At 56.1% G+C, this 25,664-nt stretch carries 24 protein-coding genes and 1 riboswitch; of the genes, 9 read left to right on the top strand and 15 right to left on the bottom strand.

Annotation, left to right across the window (positions count from 1 at the left end; translation table 11 throughout):
• Nucleotides 1–38: 38 nt before the first annotated feature.
• Nucleotides 39–332, bottom strand: a complete 294-nt coding sequence (locus tag ACT3UM_RS00695) for a hypothetical protein (protein ID WP_498895658.1) — start codon at nucleotides 330–332, stop codon at nucleotides 39–41.
• 207 nt (nucleotides 333–539) lie between these two features.
• On the opposite strand from ACT3UM_RS00695, the gene ACT3UM_RS00690 reads away from it, so the two are divergent.
• From ACT3UM_RS00690 to ACT3UM_RS00665, 6 genes are all read left to right on the top strand, one after another.
• The gene (locus tag ACT3UM_RS00690) at nucleotides 540–2,213 is read left to right on the top strand and encodes an isovaleryl-CoA dehydrogenase (protein WP_498895178.1); all 1,674 of its coding nucleotides are present in this window, start codon (nucleotides 540–542) and stop codon (nucleotides 2,211–2,213) included.
• A 104-nt stretch (nucleotides 2,214–2,317) separates the two neighbouring features.
• Nucleotides 2,318–2,425, top strand: a riboswitch (glycine riboswitch).
• A gap of 163 nt (nucleotides 2,426–2,588) precedes the next feature.
• Nucleotides 2,589–3,851 (top strand): D-amino acid dehydrogenase, encoded by a 1,263-nt coding sequence (locus ACT3UM_RS00685; protein ID WP_498895176.1) that lies wholly within the window; start codon nucleotides 2,589–2,591, stop codon nucleotides 3,849–3,851.
• Nucleotides 3,852–4,029: 178 nt separating this feature from the next.
• Complete coding sequence (dctP, locus tag ACT3UM_RS00680; protein WP_498895174.1) at nucleotides 4,030–5,064, top strand: TRAP transporter substrate-binding protein DctP; 1,035 nt, start codon at nucleotides 4,030–4,032, stop codon at nucleotides 5,062–5,064.
• Between the two features lie 127 nt (nucleotides 5,065–5,191).
• The gene (locus ACT3UM_RS00675; protein WP_498895172.1) at nucleotides 5,192–5,683 is read left to right on the top strand and encodes a TRAP transporter small permease; all 492 of its coding nucleotides are present in this window, start codon (nucleotides 5,192–5,194) and stop codon (nucleotides 5,681–5,683) included.
• A gap of 43 nt (nucleotides 5,684–5,726) precedes the next feature.
• On the top strand, nucleotides 5,727–7,001 hold the full coding sequence (locus tag ACT3UM_RS00670) for a TRAP transporter large permease (protein ID WP_498895170.1): 1,275 nt from the start codon (nucleotides 5,727–5,729) through the stop codon (nucleotides 6,999–7,001).
• 20 nt (nucleotides 7,002–7,021) lie between these two features.
• Nucleotides 7,022–7,786, top strand: a complete 765-nt coding sequence (locus ACT3UM_RS00665) for a M15 family metallopeptidase (protein WP_498895168.1) — start codon at nucleotides 7,022–7,024, stop codon at nucleotides 7,784–7,786.
• 7 nt (nucleotides 7,787–7,793) lie between these two features.
• On the opposite strand, the gene ACT3UM_RS00660 is transcribed toward ACT3UM_RS00665, so the two are convergent.
• From ACT3UM_RS00660 to ACT3UM_RS00635, 6 genes are all read right to left on the bottom strand, one after another.
• Complete coding sequence (locus tag ACT3UM_RS00660) at nucleotides 7,794–8,069, bottom strand: type II toxin-antitoxin system RelE/ParE family toxin (RefSeq protein WP_498895166.1); 276 nt, start codon at nucleotides 8,067–8,069, stop codon at nucleotides 7,794–7,796.
• Nucleotides 8,056–8,241, bottom strand: coding sequence for a type II toxin-antitoxin system RelB family antitoxin (gene relB / locus ACT3UM_RS00655; protein WP_498895164.1), 186 nt, complete (start codon nucleotides 8,239–8,241; stop codon nucleotides 8,056–8,058). The genes ACT3UM_RS00660 and relB overlap by 14 nt, the downstream gene beginning before the upstream one ends.
• Nucleotides 8,242–8,321: 80 nt before the next feature.
• Entirely contained in the window at nucleotides 8,322–9,089 is a 768-nt protein-coding gene (locus ACT3UM_RS00650; protein ID WP_498895162.1) for an amino acid ABC transporter ATP-binding protein, read from the bottom strand.
• On the bottom strand, nucleotides 9,082–9,747 hold the full coding sequence (locus tag ACT3UM_RS00645) for an amino acid ABC transporter permease (RefSeq protein WP_498895160.1): 666 nt from the start codon (nucleotides 9,745–9,747) through the stop codon (nucleotides 9,082–9,084). The genes ACT3UM_RS00650 and ACT3UM_RS00645 overlap by 8 nt, the downstream gene beginning before the upstream one ends.
• A 22-nt stretch (nucleotides 9,748–9,769) precedes the next feature.
• Nucleotides 9,770–10,411 carry an amino acid ABC transporter permease gene (locus ACT3UM_RS00640; protein WP_022521643.1) on the bottom strand — a complete coding sequence of 214 codons (642 nt, stop codon included), beginning with the start codon at nucleotides 10,409–10,411 and terminating at the stop codon, nucleotides 9,770–9,772.
• A gap of 78 nt (nucleotides 10,412–10,489) precedes the next feature.
• Entirely contained in the window at nucleotides 10,490–11,347 is an 858-nt protein-coding gene (locus ACT3UM_RS00635) for a transporter substrate-binding domain-containing protein (RefSeq protein ID WP_498895158.1), read from the bottom strand.
• Nucleotides 11,348–11,597: 250 nt separating this feature from the next.
• Between ACT3UM_RS00635 and pdxR the strand changes: the two genes are divergently transcribed.
• Nucleotides 11,598–13,085: a MocR-like pyridoxine biosynthesis transcription factor PdxR gene (gene pdxR / locus ACT3UM_RS00630; protein WP_035581099.1), complete on the top strand. Its 1,488-nt coding sequence runs from the start codon at nucleotides 11,598–11,600 to the stop codon at nucleotides 13,083–13,085.
• A gap of 10 nt (nucleotides 13,086–13,095) precedes the next feature.
• Here pdxR and ACT3UM_RS00625 read toward each other — a convergent pair whose 3' ends face one another.
• The gene (locus ACT3UM_RS00625) at nucleotides 13,096–14,442 is read right to left on the bottom strand and encodes an aspartate aminotransferase family protein (protein WP_261377541.1); all 1,347 of its coding nucleotides are present in this window, start codon (nucleotides 14,440–14,442) and stop codon (nucleotides 13,096–13,098) included.
• 221 nt (nucleotides 14,443–14,663) lie between these two features.
• Here ACT3UM_RS00625 and ACT3UM_RS00620 point away from each other — a divergent pair, with 221 nt between their 5' ends.
• On the top strand, nucleotides 14,664–15,425 hold the full coding sequence (locus tag ACT3UM_RS00620; protein ID WP_498895155.1) for an SDR family NAD(P)-dependent oxidoreductase: 762 nt from the start codon (nucleotides 14,664–14,666) through the stop codon (nucleotides 15,423–15,425).
• Here ACT3UM_RS00620 and ACT3UM_RS00615 read toward each other — a convergent pair.
• The 3 genes from ACT3UM_RS00615 to ACT3UM_RS00605 are packed head-to-tail and all read right to left on the bottom strand — an operon-like array spanning nucleotide 15,422 to nucleotide 20,624.
• Entirely contained in the window at nucleotides 15,422–16,360 is a 939-nt protein-coding gene (locus ACT3UM_RS00615) for a GGDEF domain-containing protein (RefSeq protein ID WP_498895153.1), read from the bottom strand. The genes ACT3UM_RS00620 and ACT3UM_RS00615 overlap by 4 nt on opposite strands.
• Nucleotides 16,361–16,402: 42 nt before the next feature.
• The gene (locus tag ACT3UM_RS00610; RefSeq protein WP_498895151.1) at nucleotides 16,403–19,477 is read right to left on the bottom strand and encodes an efflux RND transporter permease subunit; all 3,075 of its coding nucleotides are present in this window, start codon (nucleotides 19,475–19,477) and stop codon (nucleotides 16,403–16,405) included.
• Entirely contained in the window at nucleotides 19,464–20,624 is a 1,161-nt protein-coding gene (locus ACT3UM_RS00605) for an efflux RND transporter periplasmic adaptor subunit (protein ID WP_498895149.1), read from the bottom strand. Before ACT3UM_RS00605 ends, ACT3UM_RS00610 begins: the two co-directional genes overlap by 14 nt.
• A 103-nt stretch (nucleotides 20,625–20,727) precedes the next feature.
• Between ACT3UM_RS00605 and ACT3UM_RS00600 the strand changes: the two genes are divergently transcribed.
• Nucleotides 20,728–21,396: a TetR/AcrR family transcriptional regulator gene (locus tag ACT3UM_RS00600; protein WP_498895147.1), complete on the top strand. Its 669-nt coding sequence runs from the start codon at nucleotides 20,728–20,730 to the stop codon at nucleotides 21,394–21,396.
• 13 nt (nucleotides 21,397–21,409) lie between these two features.
• On the opposite strand, the gene ACT3UM_RS00595 is transcribed toward ACT3UM_RS00600, so the two are convergent.
• From ACT3UM_RS00595 to ACT3UM_RS00580, 4 genes are read right to left on the bottom strand one after another with little or no spacing between them, the layout of a single operon-like run.
• A complete protein-coding gene (locus ACT3UM_RS00595) occupies nucleotides 21,410–22,282 on the bottom strand; it encodes an NAD(P)-dependent oxidoreductase (RefSeq protein ID WP_498895145.1) in 873 nt (290 codons plus the stop codon).
• 23 nt (nucleotides 22,283–22,305) lie between these two features.
• Nucleotides 22,306–23,766: an aldehyde dehydrogenase family protein gene (locus ACT3UM_RS00590; protein ID WP_498895143.1), complete on the bottom strand. Its 1,461-nt coding sequence runs from the start codon at nucleotides 23,764–23,766 to the stop codon at nucleotides 22,306–22,308.
• 50 nt (nucleotides 23,767–23,816) lie between these two features.
• Complete coding sequence (locus tag ACT3UM_RS00585; RefSeq protein WP_498895141.1) at nucleotides 23,817–25,094, bottom strand: TRAP transporter large permease; 1,278 nt, start codon at nucleotides 25,092–25,094, stop codon at nucleotides 23,817–23,819.
• On the bottom strand, nucleotides 25,091–25,645 hold the full coding sequence (locus ACT3UM_RS00580; protein ID WP_498895139.1) for a TRAP transporter small permease: 555 nt from the start codon (nucleotides 25,643–25,645) through the stop codon (nucleotides 25,091–25,093). The genes ACT3UM_RS00585 and ACT3UM_RS00580 overlap by 4 nt, the downstream gene beginning before the upstream one ends.
• Nucleotides 25,646–25,664 lie beyond the last annotated feature (19 nt).

Genomic DNA, 25,664 nt, shown 5'->3' with positions numbered 1-25,664 from the left:
GTCTTATTAGACAGGAAGACTTAATCCTCTCTGTGTGCCTACATCATCAGCCAGGAAAGAATAAACAGCCCTAACACGGTACGCACAATACCGCCTAACAGCGAGCCGCGCATAAACGCGCGCAAACCGCCCCACAGGATCAACAGCCCGATCACCAAGACGGCAATGCTGAAAAACGAATCGTTAATTCCCAAAGACCTAGTTAGGCCATCAATAAAATCGCCGAACGCACCGAAAAAATTGGTGAAAATACCTAACAAGAAATCCACTACTACGCGGATAGCTTCGCCGATAGTCTGGCCGATTTCGTCAAAAAAGCCGTTTGCCTGCATCGCGTTTGCTTGCATTGATAGTACTCAATAATGAGAAAGATAAGCAGCATTGTCGGTTAAATACGCTGACTGAGCAAAGCAGTACAACATCTCGCTACCCTTCGCCTTCAATTTTTAGCGTCTTTCCTGCCAAGCAACTACTATAAGAACTATAAAACGTTCGTTTAAATAAACACAATTATCGTCTTTACGCGCTAGGTTATTGCTATGACTCACCACTATCCGCTTGCCGAACAACTCCAAGCCAGCACCCATCAAGTGGAAAACCAGCCACCTTCGCTGGAAAACTACAACAGCTACACAACTGATCGCGCGCTTCAGGAAGGCGTTAAACGGGAAGGCGGATCTGACGACGACGCCCGACTCAAAACGTTTGGCCAATGGGCGGGCTCCGGCGAAGCAATTGCCCTGGGGTTTGACGCCAACCGCCATTCCCCCCAGCTGGTGACCCACGACCGACAAGGCCATCGGGTTGATTTAATCGAGTTTCATCCCGCCTATCATCAGCTTATGCAAACGGCGATAGAGCACGGCTTGCATGCTAGTCCTTGGCGAAACCCTCAGCCGGGTGCCCATGTTACGCGCGCCGCCAACTACTATCTCAACACTCAGGTGGAAGCGGCCCACGGCTGCCCGATCACCATGACCTTTGCCGCCCTGCCCGCCCTTCGCCACCAACCCAGCCTTTTTGAGAGCTGGGGCGATAAAATCACCGCACTCCGTTACGACCCGCACAACGTACCCTATTTTGAAAAACAGGGCGTCACTCTCGGCATGGCAATGACCGAGAAACAGGGCGGTTCCGATGTGCGCCTGAACACCACCCGCGCTTACCCGATTGACCAAGGCGGGCCCGGCGAAGCTTACGAGTTGGTGGGGCATAAATGGTTTGTCTCCGCGCCGATGTGCGATGCTTTTCTGGTGCTTGCCCAGGCGCCCGGCGGCTTGAGCTGTTTTTTGCTGCCTCGCTGGCGACCCGATGGCAGTAAGAACCCACTCCGCATCCAGCAGCTAAAGCGCAAAATGGGCAACGTGGCGAACGCATCCAGTGAAACGGAACTGCGGGGCGCCTTTGCCTGGATGGTGGGCGATGAAGGCCGCGGTGTGCGCACCATTATTGAGATGGTGGCCATGACCCGCTACGACTGCATGATTGGCTCCGCGGCGGGGATGCGCCAGGCCACTGCCCAGGCAATTCACCATGCCTCTCATCGCCATGCCTTCGGAGCACGTTTGAGCGAGCAGCCACTGATGCAAAACGTGCTCGCCGACCTGGCCATTGAGAGCGAAGCCGCGACTACCCTGATGCTGCGCATGGCCCGAGCAATGGATCAGCAAGACAACGAGCACGAGCGCTTGCTTGCTCGCATTGCCACGCCGGTCGGCAAGTACTGGATCTGTAAGCGCACGCCTCATCACGCCTATGAAGCGATGGAAGTCATCGGCGGTAGCGGCGTCATGGAAACCCATATGATGCCGCGCCTATTTCGCGAATCGCCCATCAACGCCATTTGGGAAGGCAGTGGCAACGTTCAGTGCCTGGATATCCTACGCGCGATTGAAAAGCAGCCTGAAGTGCTCGATGCCTACTTCGCCGAACTTGCCAAAGCGCAAGGCGCCGACGGGCATCTTGACCGCTTTATTCACCAATTACAGCGTTCAATGCAGGATACCCAAGCCCTTCAATACCGCGCCCGCCAGTTGGCGGACAGCATGGCCCTGGCGTTACAGGGCGCTCTGCTGGTACAGCACGCTCCCACCTATGTGGCCGATGCATTTTGCGCTGGGCGACTAGCTGAGCGCAGTGGTCTCAATACAGGCACGCTGCCCACCGGGCTGGATTGCGCGGCGATCATCCAGCGTGCCCGACCTGTGGAATAAAGCCCTTGGAATGAGCCCCGTGGAATAAGCGTTCACGACCTTAGTCGACTTCTATGCTAAAACTAGTCACGTTACAACTGACAGTGTTAAAGACAATAAGTAACAAGGTAATAGCGGGAGAGCTTGACGCATCTGACAGCAATCACGATGACGCCAGCGCCGAAGGAGCAACTGCCCCGGAAACTCTCAGGCAACCGGACCGCTATCACCCTCGCTTTCCGAAGAGCGGCTGATGACTGCGTCACTCAGCCCACCGAAGGAGCAAGCGCACCCAACGGGTGCGTGAATCTCTCAGGTTCCATGACGGAAGGGGTACGCCCAGCAGCTTACGCCGTTAGGTGGGATTCCCGACGCTCATACAATCTGGAGAGAGTTATGCAACGCATTGCCGTTATCGGTGGTGGTATCACCGGTATTACCAGCGCCTACGCCCTGGCTAAACGTGGCTTCGACGTCACCGTGTTTGAAAAGCACCGCTATGCAGCGATGGAAACCTCGTTTGCCAACGGAGGTCAGCTTTCGGCGTCTAACGCCGAGGTGTGGAACCACTGGCCGACGGTGGTCAAAGGGCTCCGCTGGATGCTTAGAAACGACGCTCCGCTGCTGGTTAACCCCCGCCCGAGCTGGCACAAGCTCAGTTGGTTTGGCGAGTTTATCGCCTCAATCCCCCGCTACTCCGCCAACACCACGGAGACCGCACGGCTGGCCATTGCCGCCCGCGAGCACCTGTTTCAGTGGGCGCAGGATGAGCAGATCGATTTCGATTTAAAGCAGAAAGGTATCCTGCATATCTACCGTGACAAGGCGGGCTATGAGCATGCCGCGCAGGTCTCCAAGCTGCTTAGCAAAGGCGGCCTGGAGCGTCGCGCAGTAACGCCTGAAGAGATGCGCGCCATTGAGCCCACCCTGGCGGGCAACTACTACGGTGGTTTCTATACCGAAAGCGATGCCACCGGTGATATTCATAAGTTTACCCACGGCTTGGCCCAAGCCGCCGAACGCCGCGGCGTCACGCTTAAATATGGCCACAGCGTGCAGGATATCGGCGCGGACGAACAGCACGCCTGGATCACTGCCGATGATATGACCGATCTCGGCAGTGAACCGGTGCGCGAAACCTTCGATAGCGTGGTGGTATGCGCCGGGGTGGGCAGCCGCGCCTTAGCGACCAAGCTAGGCGATCGGGTCAATATCTATCCGGTCAAAGGCTACTCGATTACCGTACAGCTTGATGATGCCGCCTCCCAACAGGCCGCCCCCACTGTTAGCTTGCTAGACGATGAAACCAAGCTGGTCACGAGTCGTCTGGGCGATGAGCGTTTTCGTATTGCCGGCACTGCCGAGTTTAACGGCTTTAATCGCGATATCCGCGATAACCGCATCCGCCCGCTGATTCGCTGGGTGGAAGAGTGCTTCCCCGGCGTAAGCACCCGCCGCGTGGTGCCCTGGGCGGGTCTGCGCCCGATGCTGCCCAATATGTTGCCCAAAGTTGGCCCCGGCAAACTGCCCACCGTGTTCTACAACACCGGCCACGGCCACCTGGGCTGGACACTCTCCGCCATCACCGCTGATATGTTGGCGGATGCGGTGGAAGATAAAAACGCCCGCATTCAGCAAGCAAGTCAACCGCTCACCTAGCCATAACCCACCATGACAACCGCACCTGAACGCTCCCCAGCATGGTTCGTTCAGGTGAGCCTTTAGGTATTGCGTAGTTAACACCTGCATACCTATTCTTATAGTAGGCACTCCTTATAAATCTAATAACGCGCCTTTAGCGCCCCGTAGCTCACGACAATAAACCAGGAGACTTACGATGTTTACTCAGCACTTTTTACCCAAACGACTCATCTCGGCTTGCCTGATTGGCTCTGCTTTTATGGCAGGAAACGCCCTTGCAGCCACCACCGTTAATCTGAGTTACAACGGTGCCCCAGATCCCGAAAAGAATGCTGTCCACGTCTTTGCAGAGAATCTTAAAACGTTGGTAGACGAAAAAACCGACGGTGGGATCCAGCTTCAGCTCTACCCCAACAGCATGCTGGGCGAAGAGCAGGAGCGCATGGAGCAGACCATGAGCACGCCGATGCTCAACGTGGCGTCATTTGCGGGTGTCTCGCCTCTCGTTGATGAGATCTTTGTCAGCGCTATTCCGTTTCTGTTCGACGATTTTTCTGCAGCCCGCACATTCTTCGATGAGGGTGAGTATTGGCAGGAAGTCAGTAATGCTCTGCAGGAGCGTGCGGGTATCGATATGCTGGCGGTTGTCGAAGAAGGCGGCTTTTTGGCGTTCACCAATAACGAAAGGCCGATCAGCCACCCTGACGACTTCGAAGGTCTCCGCTTCCGCGCCATGGATCCTAGCCAGGTCGCTCTCTATGAGGCCTTCGGCGCCTCAGGCACGCCCATTCCTTGGACAGAAACCTACATGGCACTGCGCACCGGGGTGGCTGACGGCCAAATGAACCCGCCGATGTATATCATTCTAGGCAGCCTTTACGAAGTGCAGGACTACCTGACCCTCGCCAATATCCAGTACTCCGACCAATTCCTGGTAGGCAACAGCGAAATGATCGCGGGTTGGGATGATGAGCTTCGTAGCGCCTTTATGGAGGCCGTCGCCGAAGCCAATCACAATGCCCGCGAGCATAACGAAGAGCAGGTCGAGGCGCGCATTGCCTATCTGGAAGAACAAGGAATGGAAGTGATTCGTCCTTCTGAAGAGGAGCTCACCGCTTTCCGCGAAATCGGTCAGCCTGCTTACCTTGAATGGCTCGGAGAGCGTGATATCGAGCAACGCTGGATCGATATGGCGTTGGAAGATGCAGGCATGAGCGAACTGCTCGACTAACGGCTGTTAACAACAGGGGCTGGTACCTTACCGGCCCCCTATTTTCCGTACTTAATATCCCAGTACTTAATGTTCTAGTGCTTAATGTTCTAGTGCTTAACGTTTCTGTGCTTCATGGAAGGCTGCCATGCTCAATACGCTTCGATCCCGTCTTTTAGCGATCAGCCGCCCTGTTACCCTTACGCTTGCGGGCGCGCTGTTATCTCTCAATGTTGCGGCCATTCTATTTGGGGTGTTTTCCCGCTATATCGCCGGTGGCGCCCCCATCTGGACAGATGAACTGTCGCGTTTCTTAATTATCGCCACGGTGATGCTTGCAGCTGGGGCCGTCTGGTCGGAAGGAGGGCATATGCGCGTTGGGCTGTTGGAGAAACTGCTGCCTACCCCCTTCGCTCGTTTGCTCAATGTGTACCAGTGGGTACTCACTCTGCTGATTGCCGCAGGGGGAGCATGGGTAAGCTACCGCTATGCACTCTCGGTCAGCATGTTTACCACTTCTGGGCTTGGCATTAGCCGCACGGTGCCACTGCTCTCGCTACCCTTGGGCTTTTTACTACTCGCTTGGCACGTGCTTCTTTATGGCCCTGCGCCGCTCAAGACCGTTGAGGGCTCTTTATGAAGACCGTTGAGGACTCTTTATGCAAAGCCGTTGAGGACTCCCTATGATTGTGACCATGCTGGCGGTGTTCCTAGGCCACGTTTTGCTTGGGCTGCCTCTGTTTATCGCGCTGCTGACCACCGCGATAGTAGGCTTTCTGTTTGTCGACCCTTCGATGATTCCGCGTATGTTGCCCCAGCAATTCTTTAGCGGTATCAATGTTTTCTCCCTGATGGCTATTCCGTTATTTATCTTCGCTGGCAACCTGATGAACGTCAGCGGCTTAACCGAACGCTTGATGGGGCTCGCCCGCCTGATGGTAGGGCATTTGCGGGGCGGCATGGGTCATGTCAATGTGGTTTCAAGCGTATTCTTCGCAGGCGTCAACGGCTCAGCTGTGGCCGACACCTCGGCGCTAGGGTCGCTGTTAGTACCCGCCATGGAGAAGGAGGGCTACTCACGGGCCTTTGCCGCTGGGTTGACCGCTGGCAGTTCGCTGATCGGCCCAATTATTCCCCCCAGTATCTTTATGATCCTCTACGCCTCACTGACAAACACCTCGGTAGGCGATCTATTTCTGGCGGGCGTCGTACCGGGGTTGCTACTGGGCGTTGCCTTTATGGGCATGAACGCTTGGTATGCCTGGCGCCACCGGTTACCCATAAGTGGCCAACTGCCTTCGCTCGGCCAACTTGGCATAGCCTTCTTAGCCGCCCTGCCTGCACTTATCGCCCCCTTCATTATCGTTGCGGGCATCGTGCTGGGCTTTGTAACGCCGACCGAGTCGGGCGCATTAACAGCGCTGTACGTAGCCCTGTGTGGCTTTGTGTTGGGTGGTTTACGCATTCAACAGTGTTGGCAAGCCATCGTCGATACGGCTCGCTTAACCTCAGCGATCTTTTTGATCATGGCAGCCTCGGCCACGATTAGCTGGCTGCTCTCCTATGCGCAGCTGCCCGCGCAATTTGTCTCGCTGTTATCTCCTTACATAGACAACGCAGTATTGATTCTACTGTTACTGAGTGCCATTACCTTTATAACGGGCATGTTTATGGAAGAGGTGTCGGCGTTGATGCTACTGACGCCTATCTTTGCGCCGGTGGCCATGATGGCGGGTATCGACCCCATTCACCTGGGCGTCATCATTACGCTGAACATTACCATTGCGTTGATCACGCCACCGCTGGGCGCCTGTGTATTCGTGGCTGCCGCGGTCAGTCGGCTTGAGATAGTGTCGCTATTTAGAACCATTTGGCCCTTTGTACTGACGGCGATTGCGGTGCTTATTCTATTAATCCTTTTTCCATCGCTGACGTTATGGCTGCCGACTCAATTTTGATAACCCCCTCTTTGGATAACATGATGCCTTTGAACACACTCTTGAAGGCTTTGCCGCCGATACCCAGCCACCCAGCCCCCTGCTGGGAGCAGTTACGCCGTGCGCCTATTGAAGATAACGGCGAGCGCCTGGTACCAATGAGCCTAGCCCCGGCACCGGTCAGCGTATTCCCCGCCTATGCACGGCTGGGCATTCCGGGTGCAGTACCGGAGTGTTTTGTACGTGAGGGGGTTTATCGGGCGCTACTCGCTGCGGCTCGCAGTTTACCCGACGGCATCGGTTTAATCGTACTGGATGGCTGGCGGCCATGGCGGGTACAACAGTACTTGTTTAATACCCTGCATGAGGCTATTCATCACCATCAACCTAACCTCAGTGAAGCGGAGTTACTGGAGCGCACCAGGGAGTTTGTCTCGGTACCCAGCCGCGACCCTTTAGCCCCCAGCCCGCACCTCACCGGTGGCGCCGTGGATGTCACGCTTTGTGATGCCGACGGCCTGCCGCTGGATATGGGCACCCTGTTTGATGAGGCGATACCCGCCTCCCATAGCGACTATTTCGAGCATCTGGAGACGCTTACCCCGCAGCAACATAAGGCGCGGGATAACCGCCGCTTGCTGTATCACATCATGAGCGAGCAAAGCTTCACCAACCTACCCAGCGAGTGGTGGCACTTCGATTATGGCGATCAACTATGGGCCTACTACGGGCCCCATGATCATGCCCTTTACGGCCCAGCAGAGCTGGATACCATAGAGAGCCGCTGGCGCAGGCAGTTGGGGTAATGATTTGCTAAGGGTATTCCTGGCGTGCATGCAGAACGTTAACTATCTCAATACAACCTGTCGCTATGCGGTAAACCACAATGTAGTTGGGGTGCACCACAGCTTCTCGGGTACCCACAACGCGACCTGGGCGATACAGGTAGGGATGCTGGGGTAGCGCCTCAGTGGCTTCTTCAATGGCTTGATAAAGCGCTTCGGCAGCAAAGGGGTTACGTTGGCTGAGATAGTCGAGTATCGCCCACAGCGATTCGCGAGCCTGGGGGCGCCATTCAACTAGCAGCATTACGACGCTTAGCGATAAGTTCGCGCATCTCTCCCATGACGTCGTCGTGAGGGATTGAAGGCCTTGGATCATCCAAGCTGGCTTGCACACGCTCGCGGAACCAGCGTTGGTAGCTGTCTGCCTGCTCCTGAGTTTCAAATTCGCTGACAATCGGATCCAGTGGGGTGCTCATAACGCGCCTCCTGTGTATATTTTCTTCAGTCTAGTGCAATGCCCCCTCTCTGTCAGCCTGGATGACTCCGTTGAAGCTGCTCACACCACCGGCGCCTCAAGCTCCAAAAAGCGCCGTACCCGGTCGGTTTTAGGGTTCTCAAAGAACTCGCTTGGGTGAGATTTTTCAATAATGATGCCTTTATCGAGGAACACCACTTGATCGGAGACCGCCCGAGCAAACTCCATCTCGTGTGTCACCAGCACCATGGTGTAGCCCTCTTTGGAGAGGTCTTTGATGACCCCTAGCACTTCGCCGACCAGCTCCGGATCTAACGCTGAAGTGGGCTCATCAAACAGCATCACCTTGGGCTGCATGGCGAGCGCCCGGGCAATCGCGACCCGCTGCTTCTGCCCGCCCGAAAGCGTGTAAGGGTACTGCTCGCGTTTGTCGGCCATACCGACTTTTTCGAGCAGCGCCATGGCCCGCTCTTCAGCCTCGGCTTTACTTAAGCCCTGAACGTGAATTGGCGCCTCGGTGACATTGCGCAGCACGCTTAAGTGGGGCCAGAGGTTAAAGCCCTGAAACACCATGCCTAAGCGCGCGCGCATACCCGCCAGCTCACGGCGCGACATCGATTTGCCGGTATCGCTAACGCCGATGCGGTCACCGTCGATACGAATATCGCCGCGGTCGGGCTGCTCGAGCCAGTTAATGCAGCGTAGCAGGGTAGATTTACCCGAGCCCGAGGAGCCTAAAATACTCACCACTTCACCGGGCTGCACTTCCAGCGATACATCACGCAGCACCTCAGTGCCATCAAAGCTTTTGGAGAGGTTACGAATACTAACAGCGGCGGTCTCAGGCATTTTCGAATCCTCGCTTGGCGCCAAAACGGCCAATCATTTTGATAAACAGTTCTAAACCAATACTGATCAGCCAGTAGAAGCCAATCACCACAATGAACGCTTCCATGGGAATGAAATAGGTACTCGACAGGCTGCTCGCCGCCGCGGTGAGTTCGCGCACGGTGATAATCACCAGAAAGGCGGTGTCTTTGAGCAGGATAATCAGTTGATTGCCCAACAAGCCGCGGGTTTTTAATATCAGTTGCGGCAAGATAATGCGCATAAACATTTTAGGCTGAGAAAACCCTTGGGCGACGGCTGCTTCTACTTGCCCTTGGGCAAAAGTAGCACGGCAACCACGTAGAATTTCTGCAAAGTAAGCGCCGTGGTAAATCACCAGGGCAATAATCCCGGCCGTCCAGGCACTCATGCGGATGCCTGCGCTGGGTAAACCGTAATAGAGCAGATACGCTAGTATCAAAAACGGCAACATGCGCATGCCATCAATAAAGATCCGCAGCGGAATCTTCATACGCGGGCGAGATCCTTCCAACAAGAACACCATGCTGCTGCCCATTAAAAAAGCTAGCACGGCGGATAAACCAAACAGTTTTAAGGTGTTATAAAAACCACTTAAAAACACATCGTAAGATGACCAAAGAATTTCCCAGTTGCTCATAGAGACTCCCTAAACGACCACCTTAGACGGCCAGCCGGCTGGCTTTGCGCTCAGCCACACGTTGAAACCACACCAACAGACTGATAATCAGCATATACAGCGCCGCAGCCGCTAAAATGGGTGGCAGTGGGTCGTAGGTAACCGCTGAAATACGGTTGGTCACACGGGTCAGGTCGACCACGCCGATGACGGCAATGGCGGGGCTGCCTTTGATTAGGAACGACATCTCGTTGACCAGGCCCGGCAGGCTAGTAATGGTAATTTGTGGCAGCATGATGCGGCGGAAATAGACCCATGGGGTCATGCCAATCGCCAGCGCAGCTTCGCGCTGCTCTTTGGAGAAGTTGTTGAACGCAGAGCGCCAAATTTCGGCGTTAAAGGCAGTGGTATTGAGGGTTAGCGCAATAATACCGGCCACATTGCGGTTGAGGTTAACACCCATGGTCGGCGCGGTTAAGAAGATAAACAGCACCAGCGTCACCAGTGGCGTTGCCCGCGCCAGGCTAATGTAGACGCCTAGCAATTGATGCAAAACGGGGATTTTTGCCACCCTAAGCAATGCAATCAAAAGCCCCATTACCACACCGATGGCAATGGAGATGCCGGATATCCACAGCGTTGTCCAGGCACCCTGAATGAGAAGTCCCCATGCGCTACTGTCCATGCTCACTCACCCCCCTGATTCGCTTGATTGGATAGCAGCCGCCCGGCTAATGCCCAGGCGGCTGGCGAAGGTGATGGCTTACATACCGGCCATTTCGTGGAACTCTTCCACTGAGGTGATCGGCGTTGTCGGTAGGTCGTCAAAGGACTCGCCAAACCACTTTTCCTGCAGCTCGGCCAAGCGGCCAGAATCACGCAGGTGGCTCATAAAGTCAGTGATATAGGCCAGCAGTTCGGGGCTATCTTTACGCATCGGCCAAGCCACATAGCCTGGGCCGGAGACGGCTTGGCCTGCTTCGAATACGTCAGGGCGCTCACTGATCAGATCATTTACCGGCACGATGGAGTTGATAACGTAATCAACACGGCCATTGGCGAGATCAGCGTAGATTTCTGGATAGGCTTCATACTGCATGACGTCGCCCAGTTCGCCACCGCTCTCTTCCAGCATGACTTCCAGCTCTGGCAGGCGCGATAGCAGTGCGCTACCCGCTTGAACGCCTAGCGTCATACCGCTTAAATCTGCAACGCTATTGATACGGTCATCGCCCGCCCGCTTGATGTAAAAGTGCTGGGCAGAGGCAAACGGCGGCGCGTAGTTAAACACCCGCAGGCGCTCATCGGTCACCGAGGCGCCGGTCAGTGCCATGTCGTACTGGCCCGACGAGACCGACGCGAGCAGTCCTGTCCAGGGCAGAATATCCTGGCGGATTTCGAAGTCAGCGTACTCCTCCAGTTCAATCAATATATCTTTGATAAAGCCGTCCGGGTCGCTGCCACTCATAAAGTTAAACGGCGCGTAATTATCTTCAGTGGCCACGGTCATGTAGCCACGGCTCTCGATTTCCTCTAAATCCGCAGCGGTAACGGTAAGCGGAACGCTTAGCGCCAGTACTCCAATACTCAACACTGAAGCCAATGCCGTTATTTTTTTCATCGTCCGATACTCCCAGAGTGTTCAAAAAAACAGGTCAAAACATCACTCGCCTGTCGTCATCAGCCATGCCGCTGCGAACATTTCGGTGATGTGAAGAAGCTGATTCACCCTAGATTTTTATCATCGCCGGGATTAGAGCCAGTTAGCGTAAATTAAAAGGACAGCTGCGAATCAGAAAACTGGCATGAAAGATGCAGTGCAGTGATGGTTTACCGCCTATTGATAAGGCAAGAGATCATAGGAGTGCTGGATGACAACGCTGTGTCTTGAGGTCGACCCTAACGCTGCCCCCTGCCTGCAAGAACAGCTGCGTAAAACGCTGTTAGAAGCCATTCGCATGGGCAGCTTACCCACCGATGACGCACTCCCCTCCTGCCGCAAGCTTTCCCAACAGCTGGGTATTTCGCGCAATACGGTCGCGATTGTTTACGAAAAACTGGTCGAAGACGGCTATCTGATCAGTCGCCCTCGTAGCGGTTATTACTTACACCCTGATTATAATGAGCCTCAATCAGCGCTTAATGCCTCTTTAACCGCGATCACTGAGAGCAGTAGCGCCTCAACCGCTGCACCAAACTGGCACAAACGCATTTCCCAGCGCCCTACTAACTACCAAGGCATTCTCAAACCCGGCAATTGGTCAGAGTATGCCTATCCGTTTATTTATGGTCAGTTAGATACGCGCCTCTTCCCACTCGCTCAATGGCGCGATGTGTCCCGGCGTTTATTAAGCTCCCAGCGTGATAAACCGTGGCTGCGCGACCGCATTGATCAGGATGACCCTTTACTCATTGAGCAACTGCGTAAGCGTATTTTGCCGCGGCGAGGTATTTTTGCCCGACCGGAAGAGATACTGATCACCATGGGAACGCAAAATGCGCTCTATTTGATTGCGCAACTGCTTTGCCATCGGGGCACGAGCGTGGCCCTGGAGTCTCCGGGTTATCGCGAGGCGATGAACGTATTTGCCCAGCGCGGCGCCAGCCTGCAGTTCCAAACTGTGGATGCAGACGGCATGCGCCTGGAAGGGTCTCAGCAGTGTGACTATCTGTATGTGATGCCCAGCCACCAAGTTCCCACGGGCGTGACCATGAGCCGCGAGCGACGCGAGGCGCTATTGGCCCAACTCCCCTACCGCGACCAAATCGTGATTGAGGATGACTACGACGCCGAGATTCACGGCGACCAGTTTGCACTGCCAGCGCTTAAAGCCAGTGCGCAGAGCGCGCGGATTATCTACATGGGCAGCTTATCCAAGGCGCTTTCGCCTGGGCTGCGCATGGGTTACGTAGTGGCAGATGCAGAGTTAATTGACGAGCTGCGGGCGCTACGCCGCATGATGTATCGCCACCCGCCCGCGGCGTTGCAGCACCAACTGGCGCAGTTTATTTCTCAAGGTTATTACGAGCGCTATCTCAAACTGCATGTGGAAGAGATAGACCAGCGCCGGGATGCCATGCGACTCGCCATTGAACAGGCCTTGCCTGGCTGCCAGAGCCACAGCAGCAATCGTTCAAGCGCCTTCTGGATGGAAGCAGACGCCAGCATCGATACTCAGCGGCTGGCCTGGCATGCCGCTCAACGTGGTGTGTTGATTGAACCCGGTTTTCAACACTTCTTCGATGCCGCCCCGCCACGGCGCTTTTTCCGCTTGGGGTTTGGCGCCATCGAAAGGGAGCGTATTGACCCAGGCATACAGCGCCTGGGCCTCGCTTACGATAACGCTTTAAGTACTTAAGCAATTATTATCAGCTAGATAAAGCGTAGCTTTCAAAAACACGTTCAAGAATTGCCAAGCCCTCTTCGATCTCCGCTGCTGACACAATGCACGGCGGCACAACATGAATGCGGTTTTCGACGGTAAACACCAGCAAGCCTTGCTCCATCAGCTGTTGTTTTAGTTTTAGCACTTCCGCTCCAGGCAGGGGCGTTTTGCGTACTGGGTCGCTGACCAGCTCCAAAGCGTGAAATACGCCCAAGCCACGCCAATCGCCGATCACCGCATGGCGCTCGGCAAGCTGCTGTAACCCTTCCGCTAACAGGCCGTTCCCGATCTTATCGGCATTTTCAACGATGCCCTCTTCTTCCATGGCGTCCAGGGTCGCGACTATCGCCGCCATTGCCAACGGATGACCGGAATAGGTTAGGCCGCCGACAAAAAAGTGGTCATCGAAGTAGTCTGAAATAGGTGCTGAAATAATCACCCCACCGGCAGGTACGTAGCCTGAGTTGACCCCTTTGGCAAAAACAATCAAATCCGGCGCCATATCGTAATGCTCAAAGGCGAACCAGCGCCCCGTACGCCCGAAACCCGCCATCACTTCATCGAGAATCAACACAATGCCAAACTCATCGGCCAGCTTTCTAACGCCCTGTAGGTAGGCCTTGGGAGGTAATAACACCCCTGCGGTACCGGGAATGGTTTCGAGCAGAATGGCCGCGACGGCGTTGGCGCCTTCGCACTCAATCACCCGACGCAAATGGGTCAATGCCCGCTCACACTCTTCATCCTCGTCCCGCGCCCAGAACTCACTGCGATAGAGGTAAGGGTTAAAGAAGTGTACGTGCCCGCTGGCATACTCATTGGGCACACGCCGCCAGTCACCGGTGGCGGCAATCGCTGAGCCGGTATTGCCATGATAGGAGCGGTAGGCAGAGAGTATTTTGCTGCGCCCGGTATAAAGGCGCGCCATGCGAATGGCATTTTCATTGGCATCGGCCCCGGCATTAGTGAAAAACACCTTACTGAAACCAGCAGGTGCTTTGGCAATAATCCGTTTGGCGGCCTCACCGCGGGCTAAATTGGCATGTGCCGGGGCAATTGTACATAGGCTAGCGGCCTGGGCTTGAATCGCACTCACCACTTTAGGATGCTGATGGCCGATGTTGGTATTAACGAGCTGGCTACTAAAATCCAAATACGAATGTCCCGCATAGTCCCAAACGCGGCAACCTTCAGCACCCGCAATGACCATGGGGTCTAAACTGCCTTGCTGGGCCCAGGAATGGAACACATACTGGCGATCCAAGCCGTGTACATAGCGGTTATCTACATCACGGGTGGGTGGATAAGAAGCAGCAATAGTGGCATTCATAGCAGGCACCCTGTTTTAATCCATTAGGAAATAGTGTGCTTGCCAGCCTAGTGAGTTTGATCCTTGAGGCTGTAGGGCCAGTCGCAACACATCAACGGGACAGACAATGTCACATCGGCTGTTGTTAACTGGCCCTAATGGCTTGGGCCAACGTTGCTTACAGTGAAACAAGCACGGGCAATGTCGCCCTATTAAGCATTAACTAACATGGAGATAGTGCAATGCCTAGCGTACTTATCACGGGAGCTACTTCGGGGTTTGGTAAAGCGGCAGCGCAGCGCTTTGCCAAAGCAGGTTGGTCGTTAATTCTAACGGGCCGTCGTGAAGAGCGCCTAAAAGCACTAGAGGAGGAGCTTTCCAAACAAGTGCCTGTGCTAACGTTGGCCCTTGATGTACGCGATAGTGATGCAGTCACTGACGCCATTAGCCACCTGCCGGAAAGCTTCCTACCACTGACGTGTTTGATCAATAATGCGGGCTTGGCCCTGGCACCGGAACCGGCGCAAAAGGTGGCGCTAGAGGATTGGCACACCATGATCGACACCAATATTACCGGGTTGGTCAATGTGACACACGCGGCGCTGCCACTGCTGCTGAAAACGGGTAAAGGCGCGAGCATTCTCAATCTCGGCTCGGTGGCGGGACAGTGGCCGTACCCAGGCGGGCATGTGTATGGCGCATCGAAAGCCTTTGTGCAGCAGTTCAGCTATAACCTGCGCTGCGACCTGTTAGGTACTGGCGTTCGCGTCACCGATCTTGCCCCCGGCATGGCCGAAACCGAGTTTACGCTGGTCAGAACCAAAGGCGACCAGGCCGCTTCGGATGCGCTTTACCGAGGCACAACGCCACTTCAAGCAGAAGATATCGCCGAGCAGCTTTACTACCTAGCGACGCTGCCCGACCATATCAACATCAATCGCTTGGAAATTATGACCGTTCGTCAGGCATGGTCATCGTTTGCTGTAGATCGCGACCCGGCTTAAGCCTGCTTCGCCGATTTTAATAGGCCACCCGTTGAAACGCGATCGCGCCCTTTCTCTTTGGCTAGATAAAGGGCGTTATCCACTCGTTTCATTACGCTTTTGACCGACTCTTGTGAATGCACCTCGACAACACCAAAACTTGCCGTGACGCTGCCTTGAATAGGGAAAGCGGTGTGCTTAATCGCACCTCGAATTTTGTCAGCAAGGCGCACCGCCTGTTCAAGAGAGGTTTCAGGCGCTAGCAGCATAAACTCTTCACCACCCCACCGTGCGCAACAATCCGATTTACGTAGATTGCACTTAAGTAAACCGGCAAGCGCTACCAGCACCTGATCACCGACATCGTGCCCGTGGCAATCATTGATCTGTTTAAAATAATCGATATCCAACATGATCAATGAGAGCGGGCGGGCGTAGCGGTTTCGGCGACTGATCTCACTTTTCAGTAACGCATCAAACTGTGACCTATTCACTAGCCCCGTTAGCATATCGGTGGTGGCTAGCCGCTCAAGCTGCGCCTCTTTTTCCATCTGCTCGGTCACATTGCGCTGGGTTAACACGAGTGTAATGCTGTCATTGTGGCGCACACCCATCGCCGTAATTCGCCATTCAACATAGCGACGCGACCCATCATGGCGGCGATTTAATTCCAGCCCACCAATACCCTCAAAAAAATTTTCCGCATCATTGAGCAAGGGATTCAGCGCATCGTGCAACTGATCAAAAATTTGCCGGTTGGCTGCCTCTTGCTGAACGATAATCGGCGCTGCTCCCAGCCAATCTTCACGACTGCCACCCCATAACCGCTGATAGTCGGTATTAACGTCGACAATATGTATTCCAGGCGAGCTTCCTTGAACGCTGAGAATGGCCACCGCATGGCCTGGCTCCTCACCATCGGCGTCCTGCCCTGGTCTCGCATAGTGCTGATACATGCTATTTACTCATCCTTGTAAAATAGTCGTGAGGTCATGGAGCTAAACGTTAACTGGCCGCGATACCCAAAGCCGATATAGCGCTGGGGTAAAGAAAAACGACACTAGCGTCGCTAAGAGTAGTCCAAAACCCACCGTTTGCGCGAATGGTGGCCAAAGGCCTCCAGAAGCCACCATCAGCGGTATTAAACCAGCAAAGGTGGTAATCGTGGTCGACACGATATGTCGGCTGGTGGGGCCGCTGATCACCGCCAGCATGGCATCGATATCGCCTCGGCGGGCGGCTTCATCGTCATCCAAGGCGGCAATAATGATAATGGTGGCATTAATCGCTACCCCCACCAGCCCCATGATGCCGACAATAATCACAAAGCCAAAAGCATGCCCACTTAGCAGTAGCGCCACAATGCCCATGCCCATCGCTTGCGCTCCGGCAATAAACACAATGGCGGCCCGCCGGAAAGAGTTAAAGGCCAGCACCACGGTGGCCACCATGGCGATAACCAGCAACACCACCGAGGCAAGCAACTGGCCCACGGCTTCATCACGCTCGGCGGCTTCGCCGCCGGTTTCGATTCGGTAACCTGGGGGCAATTGAAACGCCCCCGACGCCAGCGCCGCCTGAAGTTTGTCATCCAACTGGGCCATGGAGACCGCTGGCAGAGCGTCAGCCACCAGGTACCCTTGCACCAGCTGTACCCGTTCCGCGTTACGGCGGGTAATAACGCTCCAGGCAGGCGTGAGCGACACCTCTGCCACCGCCGCCAGTGGCAGACCCTCAGCCACCTGATCGCTGACCAGGCGCAGCGCCGCCAGTTGTTCAGCGTTAGTGCGCCACTCATCGGCGTAGCGCACCCGCACAGGCAGTTGCTGGGTATCCTCCAGCAGCATGCCTGCCGACTGTCCCGAGAGCGCGGCGCCCACCTGCTCCGCTAACTGCTGCGGCGTTAGTCCCACATCACTCAGTGCCGTATGGTCGATATCCAGGGTTAACCTGGGCAAATCACGCTGCATGCCAGCGCGTACATGAGTCACCTGAGGCAGTTGGTGCATTAGACCCGCCAATTCAAGCCCCAGCGAAGAGAGCACCTCTAGATCATCACCATAGACACGAAGTTCAATCGGGGCTTTAAACGGTGGCCCCTGTTCATACTTGCGCACCACGCTTTGGGCCTGTGGGAAACGCTGATCAAGCGCCTGCTGCAAGGCGGGCACTCGTTGATTCGTGGTCTGTAAAGACGCCGTGTCCACCACCAAGTGCAAAAACGCGGGGTTGTTATCCTCATTAGTGAGCACGTTGTAATACATCATCGGTGCACTTTCCCCCACAAACGCCGAGACGCGGGTGACGCCTGGCAGCTCACGAATCATCGCCTCGACCTCATGGGCCAGGGCTTCGCTGTTGGCCATACTGCTAGCAGGGGGCAGGCGCACCTCGATGTGAAATTGGTCGCGGTCGGCGGGTGGGAAGAACGCCACGTCCAGGGTGGGCATCAACGCCATGCCGCCCACCGGCACACATAGGGTGATGATCATCGCAGCCCAGGGGTGACGCAGCGCGCTGCGTACCGTTCGGCGAAAGCCGCGCTTAACCATCCCACTGACACCTTTATTTCGAGGCGTTGGTGGTTTATCAGCGACTCTGGCTAACAGCATGGGAGAGAGTGCCGGCACCAGCAGCAACGAGACCAGATAAGAGCTTACCAACGCGACCATCACCGCCATGGCCAGGGGCCCCACGAACTCCCCCGCAGGGCCGGGCATCAGCACAATCGGCATAAACGCCAGAATGGTGGTTAAGGTGCTGGCCAGCAGTGGCACCGCTAAGTGGCGCAGTGTGTCCCGGGTAGCGGCAAGCGCTGAATCGCCTTTTAAAAAGCGCTCGCGTAGGGCGTTGGTCATCACAATGGCGTTATCGACCATCAGCCCCAGCGCCACGATAATGCCGGTGATGCTCATCTGGTGGATATCGATACCCAGCGGCCTGAAGAGCGCCAGGGTGAGCAGGGCCGTGGCGGGAATCGCTAACCCCACCGTCACCGCCGAGCGCCACCCCATGGTGAGGAACAAGATCGCCACCACCAGCACCAGCCCCATCAATAGGCTGCCTGCCACGTCACTTAAGCGTTGGTTGGTGTAACTGGCCTGCTCAAAAACCTCTTCAACCGCGATACCGACAGGCAACTCATCGGCGAACACCGCCAACTGCTCTTGTGCTTTTTCCACCCAGCTATCAATACGCTGGCCGGGTACCATACGTGCGCCCACAAACACCGCACGTTCGCCGTTTAGCAGTGCCACCGCGGCGGGCGGGTCTTGCACGCCGCGGCGTAGCTCAGCCAACTCGCCAAGCCTGACGGTTTGCCCTTGACGAGTCGCTACTTCTATTTCGCGTAGCCTGTCGAGCGCATCGAACTCCCCGCTTAGCCCTACCGTTAGCCGGTGGCCATCGGTGACCACTTCACCTGCGGTACGTCGGCCATCACTTGCCTCAATGGTGGCCGCTAACTGCCCGACGGAGAGCCCCAAGGCGTTCAGCTCAAGCGGGTCAACTTTTACTTCTATCTGCTCCCCCGCCACGCCAAAGCGGTGGGTATACTCCGTGCCCGGGACGTTTCGAAACGTTGCTTCCAAGCGCTCGGCGTAGCGCTCCATCAGTTGGGGGTTGGGTGGGGAGTCCAGCGTCCAGCGCAGTGCGGCCACGATGCTAAACGCGTAACCGCGATCATCCAGCAGCTCCGGCGTTTGCACGCCATCAGGCAGTGAAGGGACGACATCAGCCAGCTTGTCGCGCACGCGGCTCCACACCGGCGTTACATTGGTCACGGCATCCTCAAGCTCAAGGCTAATCACAGCAATGCCCTGGCGTGAGGTGGATTCCAGCACGTTAATCTCGGCGATGGTGCGTAGTTCATCCTCAATGGGTCGCGCCACCAAGGCTTCGACCTGCTCGGGAGTGGCACCAGGGAAAGGCGCAAGCACTGTGGCCATGCGGGCTACCAAGTGAGGATCCTCTGCACGTGGCAACGTTTGAATGGCCGACAGCCCAGCAACCACGAGAAGGCCCAGAGCGAGCGCTAACAGTCGCCGGTTAAATAACCACTCAAGGCGCTTCATCGGCCACTCCTTCGCTTAGCGTGACCTGCTGACCTGGCGTAATTCGGTGGGTGCCGCTGGTAATCAGCCGCATACCTGGCGCCAGCGTGCCGCGCACAAAGGCTTGGTCGCCTTCACTATGCAGCAGCTCCACGCTGGCCTGGGCTACACGGTAGTGATCGTTCTCTAACGGCTCGGCCACCAGTACGTTCCACAGACCACGGTCAGCGGCTTGTAGGGAATCCAACGGCACCCAGTAACCCTTTGCGGGCTCTGTGATCCTGTAGCGCAGCTCTGCCAGATCGCCGGGCACGGCGTGATCTGGGGCTTCCAGCGACACCACCAGCGTCTGGGTACGGCTGTCGCTATCAACCTGGGGGAGCCGGGCACGCACCACCCCGTTGACCTCCTCGCCATTGACGTTCAGCTCAACGGCCTCATTTGGAGTAAACGTCGCGGCCAGCGCTGCGGGTAGGCCAAGATGCGCTTCTAACTGCTCGATATCGATAAGATCGAAAGCGGTAGTACCGCTACTCACCAGGCTACCGACACTGACGTGGCGCTCAATCACTCGTCCGGCAAAGGGCGCTTTCAACGTACTGTCATCCAAATCGGCGGTAAGGCTATCGCGCTCGGCTGCCAGCGCCGCAAGGCGAGCCTGAAGGGTCAATCGATCTGTCCGGGCCTGATCCAGCGCCGTGCGGCTGGCAAAGTTATTCTGGTTTAGCTGCGCTTCACGCTCCTCCTGGCGCTGAGCCAGGTTGAGGCTGGCACGGGCTTCTTCACTGCGCGCGGCTACCTCCGCTAAGCGGCTTTCCAAGCGACGGGTATCCAGTGTGGCAAGTACATCCCCTTGCTCAACCGCATCGCCTCTGTCTGCTGCTACAGCGCTTACTCGGCCAGCAGGCTCAAAGGCCAGCGATACCGACTGGCGCGCCACCACGCGACCGGTTAAGCGCACATCGCGCTGCAGTTGTTCGGCTTGCTCCAGGGCCTGGGTCGCCACCTGTAGCAGAGCGTTATCAGCGCCTTGCTGGCGGGCCTGCTGAGCACTGCTGTGCTGACTGGATAGAAAAAACACCGTCGCCAGTGTGGCACCTACCATCAACAGCGCTGCCAGCATGCCGCGAAACCGGTGGTTCCAGGAAGTTTTTAGAGGAGTGCCCATGTTGGCCTCGAAATGGTTTATTCTTGAACGATACCGTTCACTATAATATCTGTACGCTCACGTTCAAATATTTATTTACTCCAATGGGCATGGATTGCACCGAATGACAGAGCCACAACCTACATCGCCTGAACCAAAGCGCCGCGCTGGCCGACCTAAAGATATGGCAAAACGGGATGCCATGATGGATGCGGCGGCGTGCCTGTTTTTTCGCTACGGCTTAGAGGGGGTAACGATGGAAGCCGTTGCCCGAGAAGCGGGTGTTTCCAAAGTCACAGTCTACGGCCACTTTGTGACTAAAGAGGCGCTGTTTGGCAGTGTGATACGGCGCGAAACCACCACCATCCGCCGCGGGTTAGACAAACTGCCCGATACCCACCAAGCAGTGCGCCAATCGCTGGTAGAGGCTGGCATAAGTCTTGTGCGATTTTTGTTGGAACCTCAGGTTTTGGCAGTGGAGCAGGCATTAAGCGCCCAGGGCGAGCAGTACCCGGAGCTGCTCCAGGCGTATTTCGAGGCAGGCCCCTGGGCAATGCAGCAATGGCTACAAGAGAAGTTAGCAGGACTTGCCGACGCCGGACATTTAACCCTTGGTGCCCCCACCCTTGCCGCCGACCAACTGTGCAGCATGTGGCAAGGTATGCTGGTCAAAGAAGTTCGCTTGGGCGTGCGTAAACCACCCAACGACGATGAGCTCCACCGCCAGGTCAGTAGCGCCGTGGATGTGTTTTTGGCGGCGTATGGGGCGCCCGCTCGGGATAGCGCCTGCTAAGTGAGTAGCTACTTTAACGCCGCTCCAGCACTCCAATTAACGCTGGTATTGGCAGGCTTTGATCCTCAACAGACCTGTAGAGATTGCGAACGGCTTCAGCGATACCTCCCTCTACGGCGAGATCTTCGGTCATAGTGTGGTAGTAACCGAGATCCTTGCTGGCATTGGCAACGGTAAACTTGAAGCCTGAAGGGTCATTATCAGCGATATAGGGGCGCAGCCGTTCGAGCACGACGCCACCACCACCTCCAGCCCCTAATACCTCCAGCAATGCGCTATCGCTAATACCCGCTTTACGAGATGCCGCTGTAGCTTCGGCCAATACTGCCGAAAATCCCAAAGAAACAAAGTTATGCAGCAGTTTAAGGGTATGCCCTGCGCCTACCTCGCCCGCATGGGCAATGTTTTCGGCAAAACCCTCCAATAGTGGCAGCGTTTCATCAAACAGCGCCTTCGGCGCGCCGACGATCAAGTTGAGCCGCCCTTCCGCCGCCTCTTTTGGGGTGCGCGTCATGGCCGCATCCATAAAGCGCCCACCCGCCTCGGTGACTCTGGCAGCGACGTTTTCCGTTGAACTGGGCAAGGCCGTGGAGCAGTCCACGACGATACTACCGGGCGTTAGCCCTTCCAAAACGCCGTTAGGCTCAAACAGCACCGTTTCTACTTGGGGTGAGCCGGTTACGCACAGAATCACCACCTCTGCGCTCTGTGCTACCTCCCGGCCTGAATTCAACGCGGTGGCACCGGCGGCCAGCAGGTCATCTACGGGCTGGTTGCCCGAGTGATTAAGAAAGCTGACTTGGTGGCCTGCGCGCAGCAGGCTGCTGGCAATCCCATGGCCCATCAGCCCCACGCCGACGATGCCCACCTGGCGAGATGTTGTCATTGTCATAGCTCCATTCATGGTGATTAGTCGTGCTTGATAGCAACCGTCTTAATTCGGGTATAGCTACGCAGACCTTCAAAGCCTTTCTCTCGGCCATGGCCGGAGCGACCAACGCCACCAAAAGGTAGCTCTACGCCACCGGCGGCGCCGTAGTTGTTGATAAATACCTGGCCACTGCGAATACCTTTAGCCAAACGGAGCTGGCGACCACCATCCCGCGTCCAAATACCGGCACAGAGTCCAAAATCGGTAGCGTTGGCCAGCGCCAGGGCTTCGGCTTCATCCTCAAACACCTGCACGACCAGCACTGGGCCAAATAGCTCCTCGTGAAGCACTTCATGCCCTTCAGGAATATCGGTGAGTAGTTGGGGCATGACGAAGTGGCCGCCACTTGGCGCGCTTGCCGCTAACAGGCCTTTTGCCGCCACGCAAATACCGTCGGCTTCGGCGGCCGCCAAGCGCGCTTCCAGCTTGGCTTTTTGACGCGCATTGATCAGTGGGCCACAGTCAGCGTCCGCTTCGCCTGCATCACAGCGCAGGGCAGCGAAGCGCTCGCTTAGGTTAGCGACCACACTCTCAGCGATCTCCCGCTGCACCAACAAACGGCTGCCTGCGGAGCAGGTCTGCCCGGCATTCTGGATAATCCCGCGCACTACTGCGGGCAGCGCGGCATCAAGATCCGCATCGGCAAACACTAACTGAGGAGATTTGCCGCCAAGTTCCAGAGTGACGGGTACATGGTGCTGCGCAGCCGCCTGGGCGACATGAGTGCCGGTCTCTGGCGAGCCGGTAAAGGAGAGGTGATCAATGCTTGGATGGGCAGCAAGGGCAGCGCCCGCTTCAGCGCCAAGCCCTGGCACTACGTTGAGAGCACCTGCCGGAAGGCCATGATCCACTGCCAGTTGCGCTAAACGCAATACGCTCAAACAGGCATCCTCTGCGGGCTTGAGCACAACGGTATTACCTGCGGCCAGCGCCGCCGCAACGCAGCGCCCGAAGATCTGCGAAGGGTAATTCCAGGGAATAATTTGCGCACACACGCCGTAGGGCTCACGCAGGGTCATTACCGCGAAGTCGGTCTCAAAGGGGATGGTTTCACCGTGAAGTTTATCCGCCGCCCCGCCATAAAAGCGAAAGTAGCGTGCGCAAGCACCAATATCGCCTCTGGCTTGAGTCATGGGCTTCCCGGTATCAGCACACTCAAGCTGTGCCAATTGCTCATGGTGCGCCTCGATAATATTTGCAAAGCGTAGCAACCATTCGCTGCGCTGCCTGGCAGACCATCGGGCCCACTCGCCTAGCTGGCCAGAAAAGGCCCGCCGTGCGGCTTGTACCGCCGCTTCTACATCGTCTATTTGGCAACGGGCGATACGGGTCAGCGGTTCACCACTGGCCGGGGCTTCCACCTGTAACGTTGTGGTGGTGTTCACCCACTCTCCAGCCACCAGCGCCTGCTGCGGTGGCAACGTTAATGCATCTGGCATATCGCACTCCTCTTATTATGATTGTTTGATTAACGCTAAAAACGGCGGGGTTAACCGTAAAAAGCAGTCACCAGCCCCATGGAAATCCATGGCATGTAAGTGATAGCCATTAGGCAGGCCAGCACCACCAAGACAAAGCGCAACAGCCATGGCAGCATTTGATCGATCGAGATTTTGGCGACCGCACAGGCAGCAAAGAGGTTTACGCCTAGCGGTGGCGTAATCATGCCAAGCGCCAGATTAACCACCATCACCAGCCCAAAATGGACGGGGTGGATGCCGAACTGCATTGCGATGGGGGTCAATATCGGCGCCAGCACTAGAATGGCGGCGGAGGTTTCAATAAACATACCGACGACCAGCAGCAGCGCATTCACCACCAGCAGGAACATAATGGGGTCATCAATGGTATTGGTGACCAGGGTGGCAATTTGTGCAGGAAGCCCGGTGCGGCTGAGCAGAAAGCTAAACAGCGAGGCGGCGGCAATAATCAACATAACAGCGGCCGTAGAGACCACGCTCTGGCGTAAAATCGGCCACAGGTCGTCTAGCTTCAGCTCACGGTAGTAAAAACCGCCAACGATCAGGGCAAAAAATACCGCCACAGCGGAGGCTTCGGTGGGGGTAAATATCCCGCCATAGATACCGCCGATCACGACCACCGGCATCAGCATAGCCACCCAGGCACGCTTTACCGAGATCATAAAGCCGGTGCTGTCTTTATAGTCGTCCTTGCCGTAACCGCGCACTTTGCAGAACAGGTAGAGAAAGAGTATGAGCGCGCTGCCAATCAATATGCCGGGGCCAATGCCTGCGAGGAACAGCTGACCAATGGACGTATCGGTGCTCACGCCATACAGAATGAGAGGAATCGACGGGGGTATAAGCACGCCCAGCTCAGCGGATGACGCCTGAATGGAGGCAGCCAAGGGCTTAGGGTAGCCATGCTTCACCATCGCCGGAATCAAGATGGCGCCAATCGCGAAGGTGGTGGCCACACTGGAGCCTGACACCGCCGCAAACATCATGCAGGTCAGCACGCAGGACATCGCCAAGCCGCCCTGCACCCGCCCTACGATGGATTTGGCTAAGTCCACCAGGCGCTGGGAGATGCCCCCTGCGGCCATCAAATTCCCGGCAAGAATAAAAAACGGGATCGCCATCAGCGGGAATTTATCGATACCAATAAACATCTGCTGCGGCACCAGCAACAGTGGCAAGCGAGTAAAGAACTCAATGCCGATAATTGACGCCAGGATAATCGAAATCGCGATCGGCACGCCGAAGGTGAAGAGAATGATCAGCGACAGGCCAATAACCATATTCATGGCTTCGCCCCTTCTTCAGATAGCTGCCCATCCTGGGCGTCAGGTACTATTTCGCTATTCTCCGGCCCCACTTTTTCGCGGCCGCTCAGCTGGGCCAGCAGACGGGCAGCGACGGCGAGAATGGCAAAACTTGAGCCCGTCGGAATCGCCGCATAGGCCCAAGACATGGAAATATTCATCCCCGATATGGTTTGATTGCTCACCCGCATCGTCATCTGGATGCCGTAATGGATCAGCACCCCAAGCACCAGCAGGCAGCACACCACAATGAGCACCTCTAAAAGAGTGAGAAAACGTGCAGGCACCACTTTATAAACGACTTCCACCGCCATCATGTAACCGCCCCGAAAGGTGGCTGCAGCGGCCATAAACACGCACCAGATCATGGCGGCGCGGGAGGCGACTTCCGTCCAGGTAGAAGGGGCGTTAAACACAAAGCGGGTGAGCACCTGATAAAAGCTGAGGGTTACCGATATCGCCAGCATCACCACTGCGATCAGCATTGCAAACCGGGTTAACTGATGCTCAAAACGAAGAAATACCGCTAGCATAAGAGATCACCATGCCAAA

Source organism: Halomonas sp. AOP13-D3-9, assembly GCF_052379125.1.
Taxonomy (GTDB): Bacteria; Pseudomonadota; Gammaproteobacteria; order Pseudomonadales; family Halomonadaceae; genus Vreelandella.
Note: the sequence above shows the minus strand (reverse complement) of the source record. Positions and strands in the feature narration are given on the sequence as shown.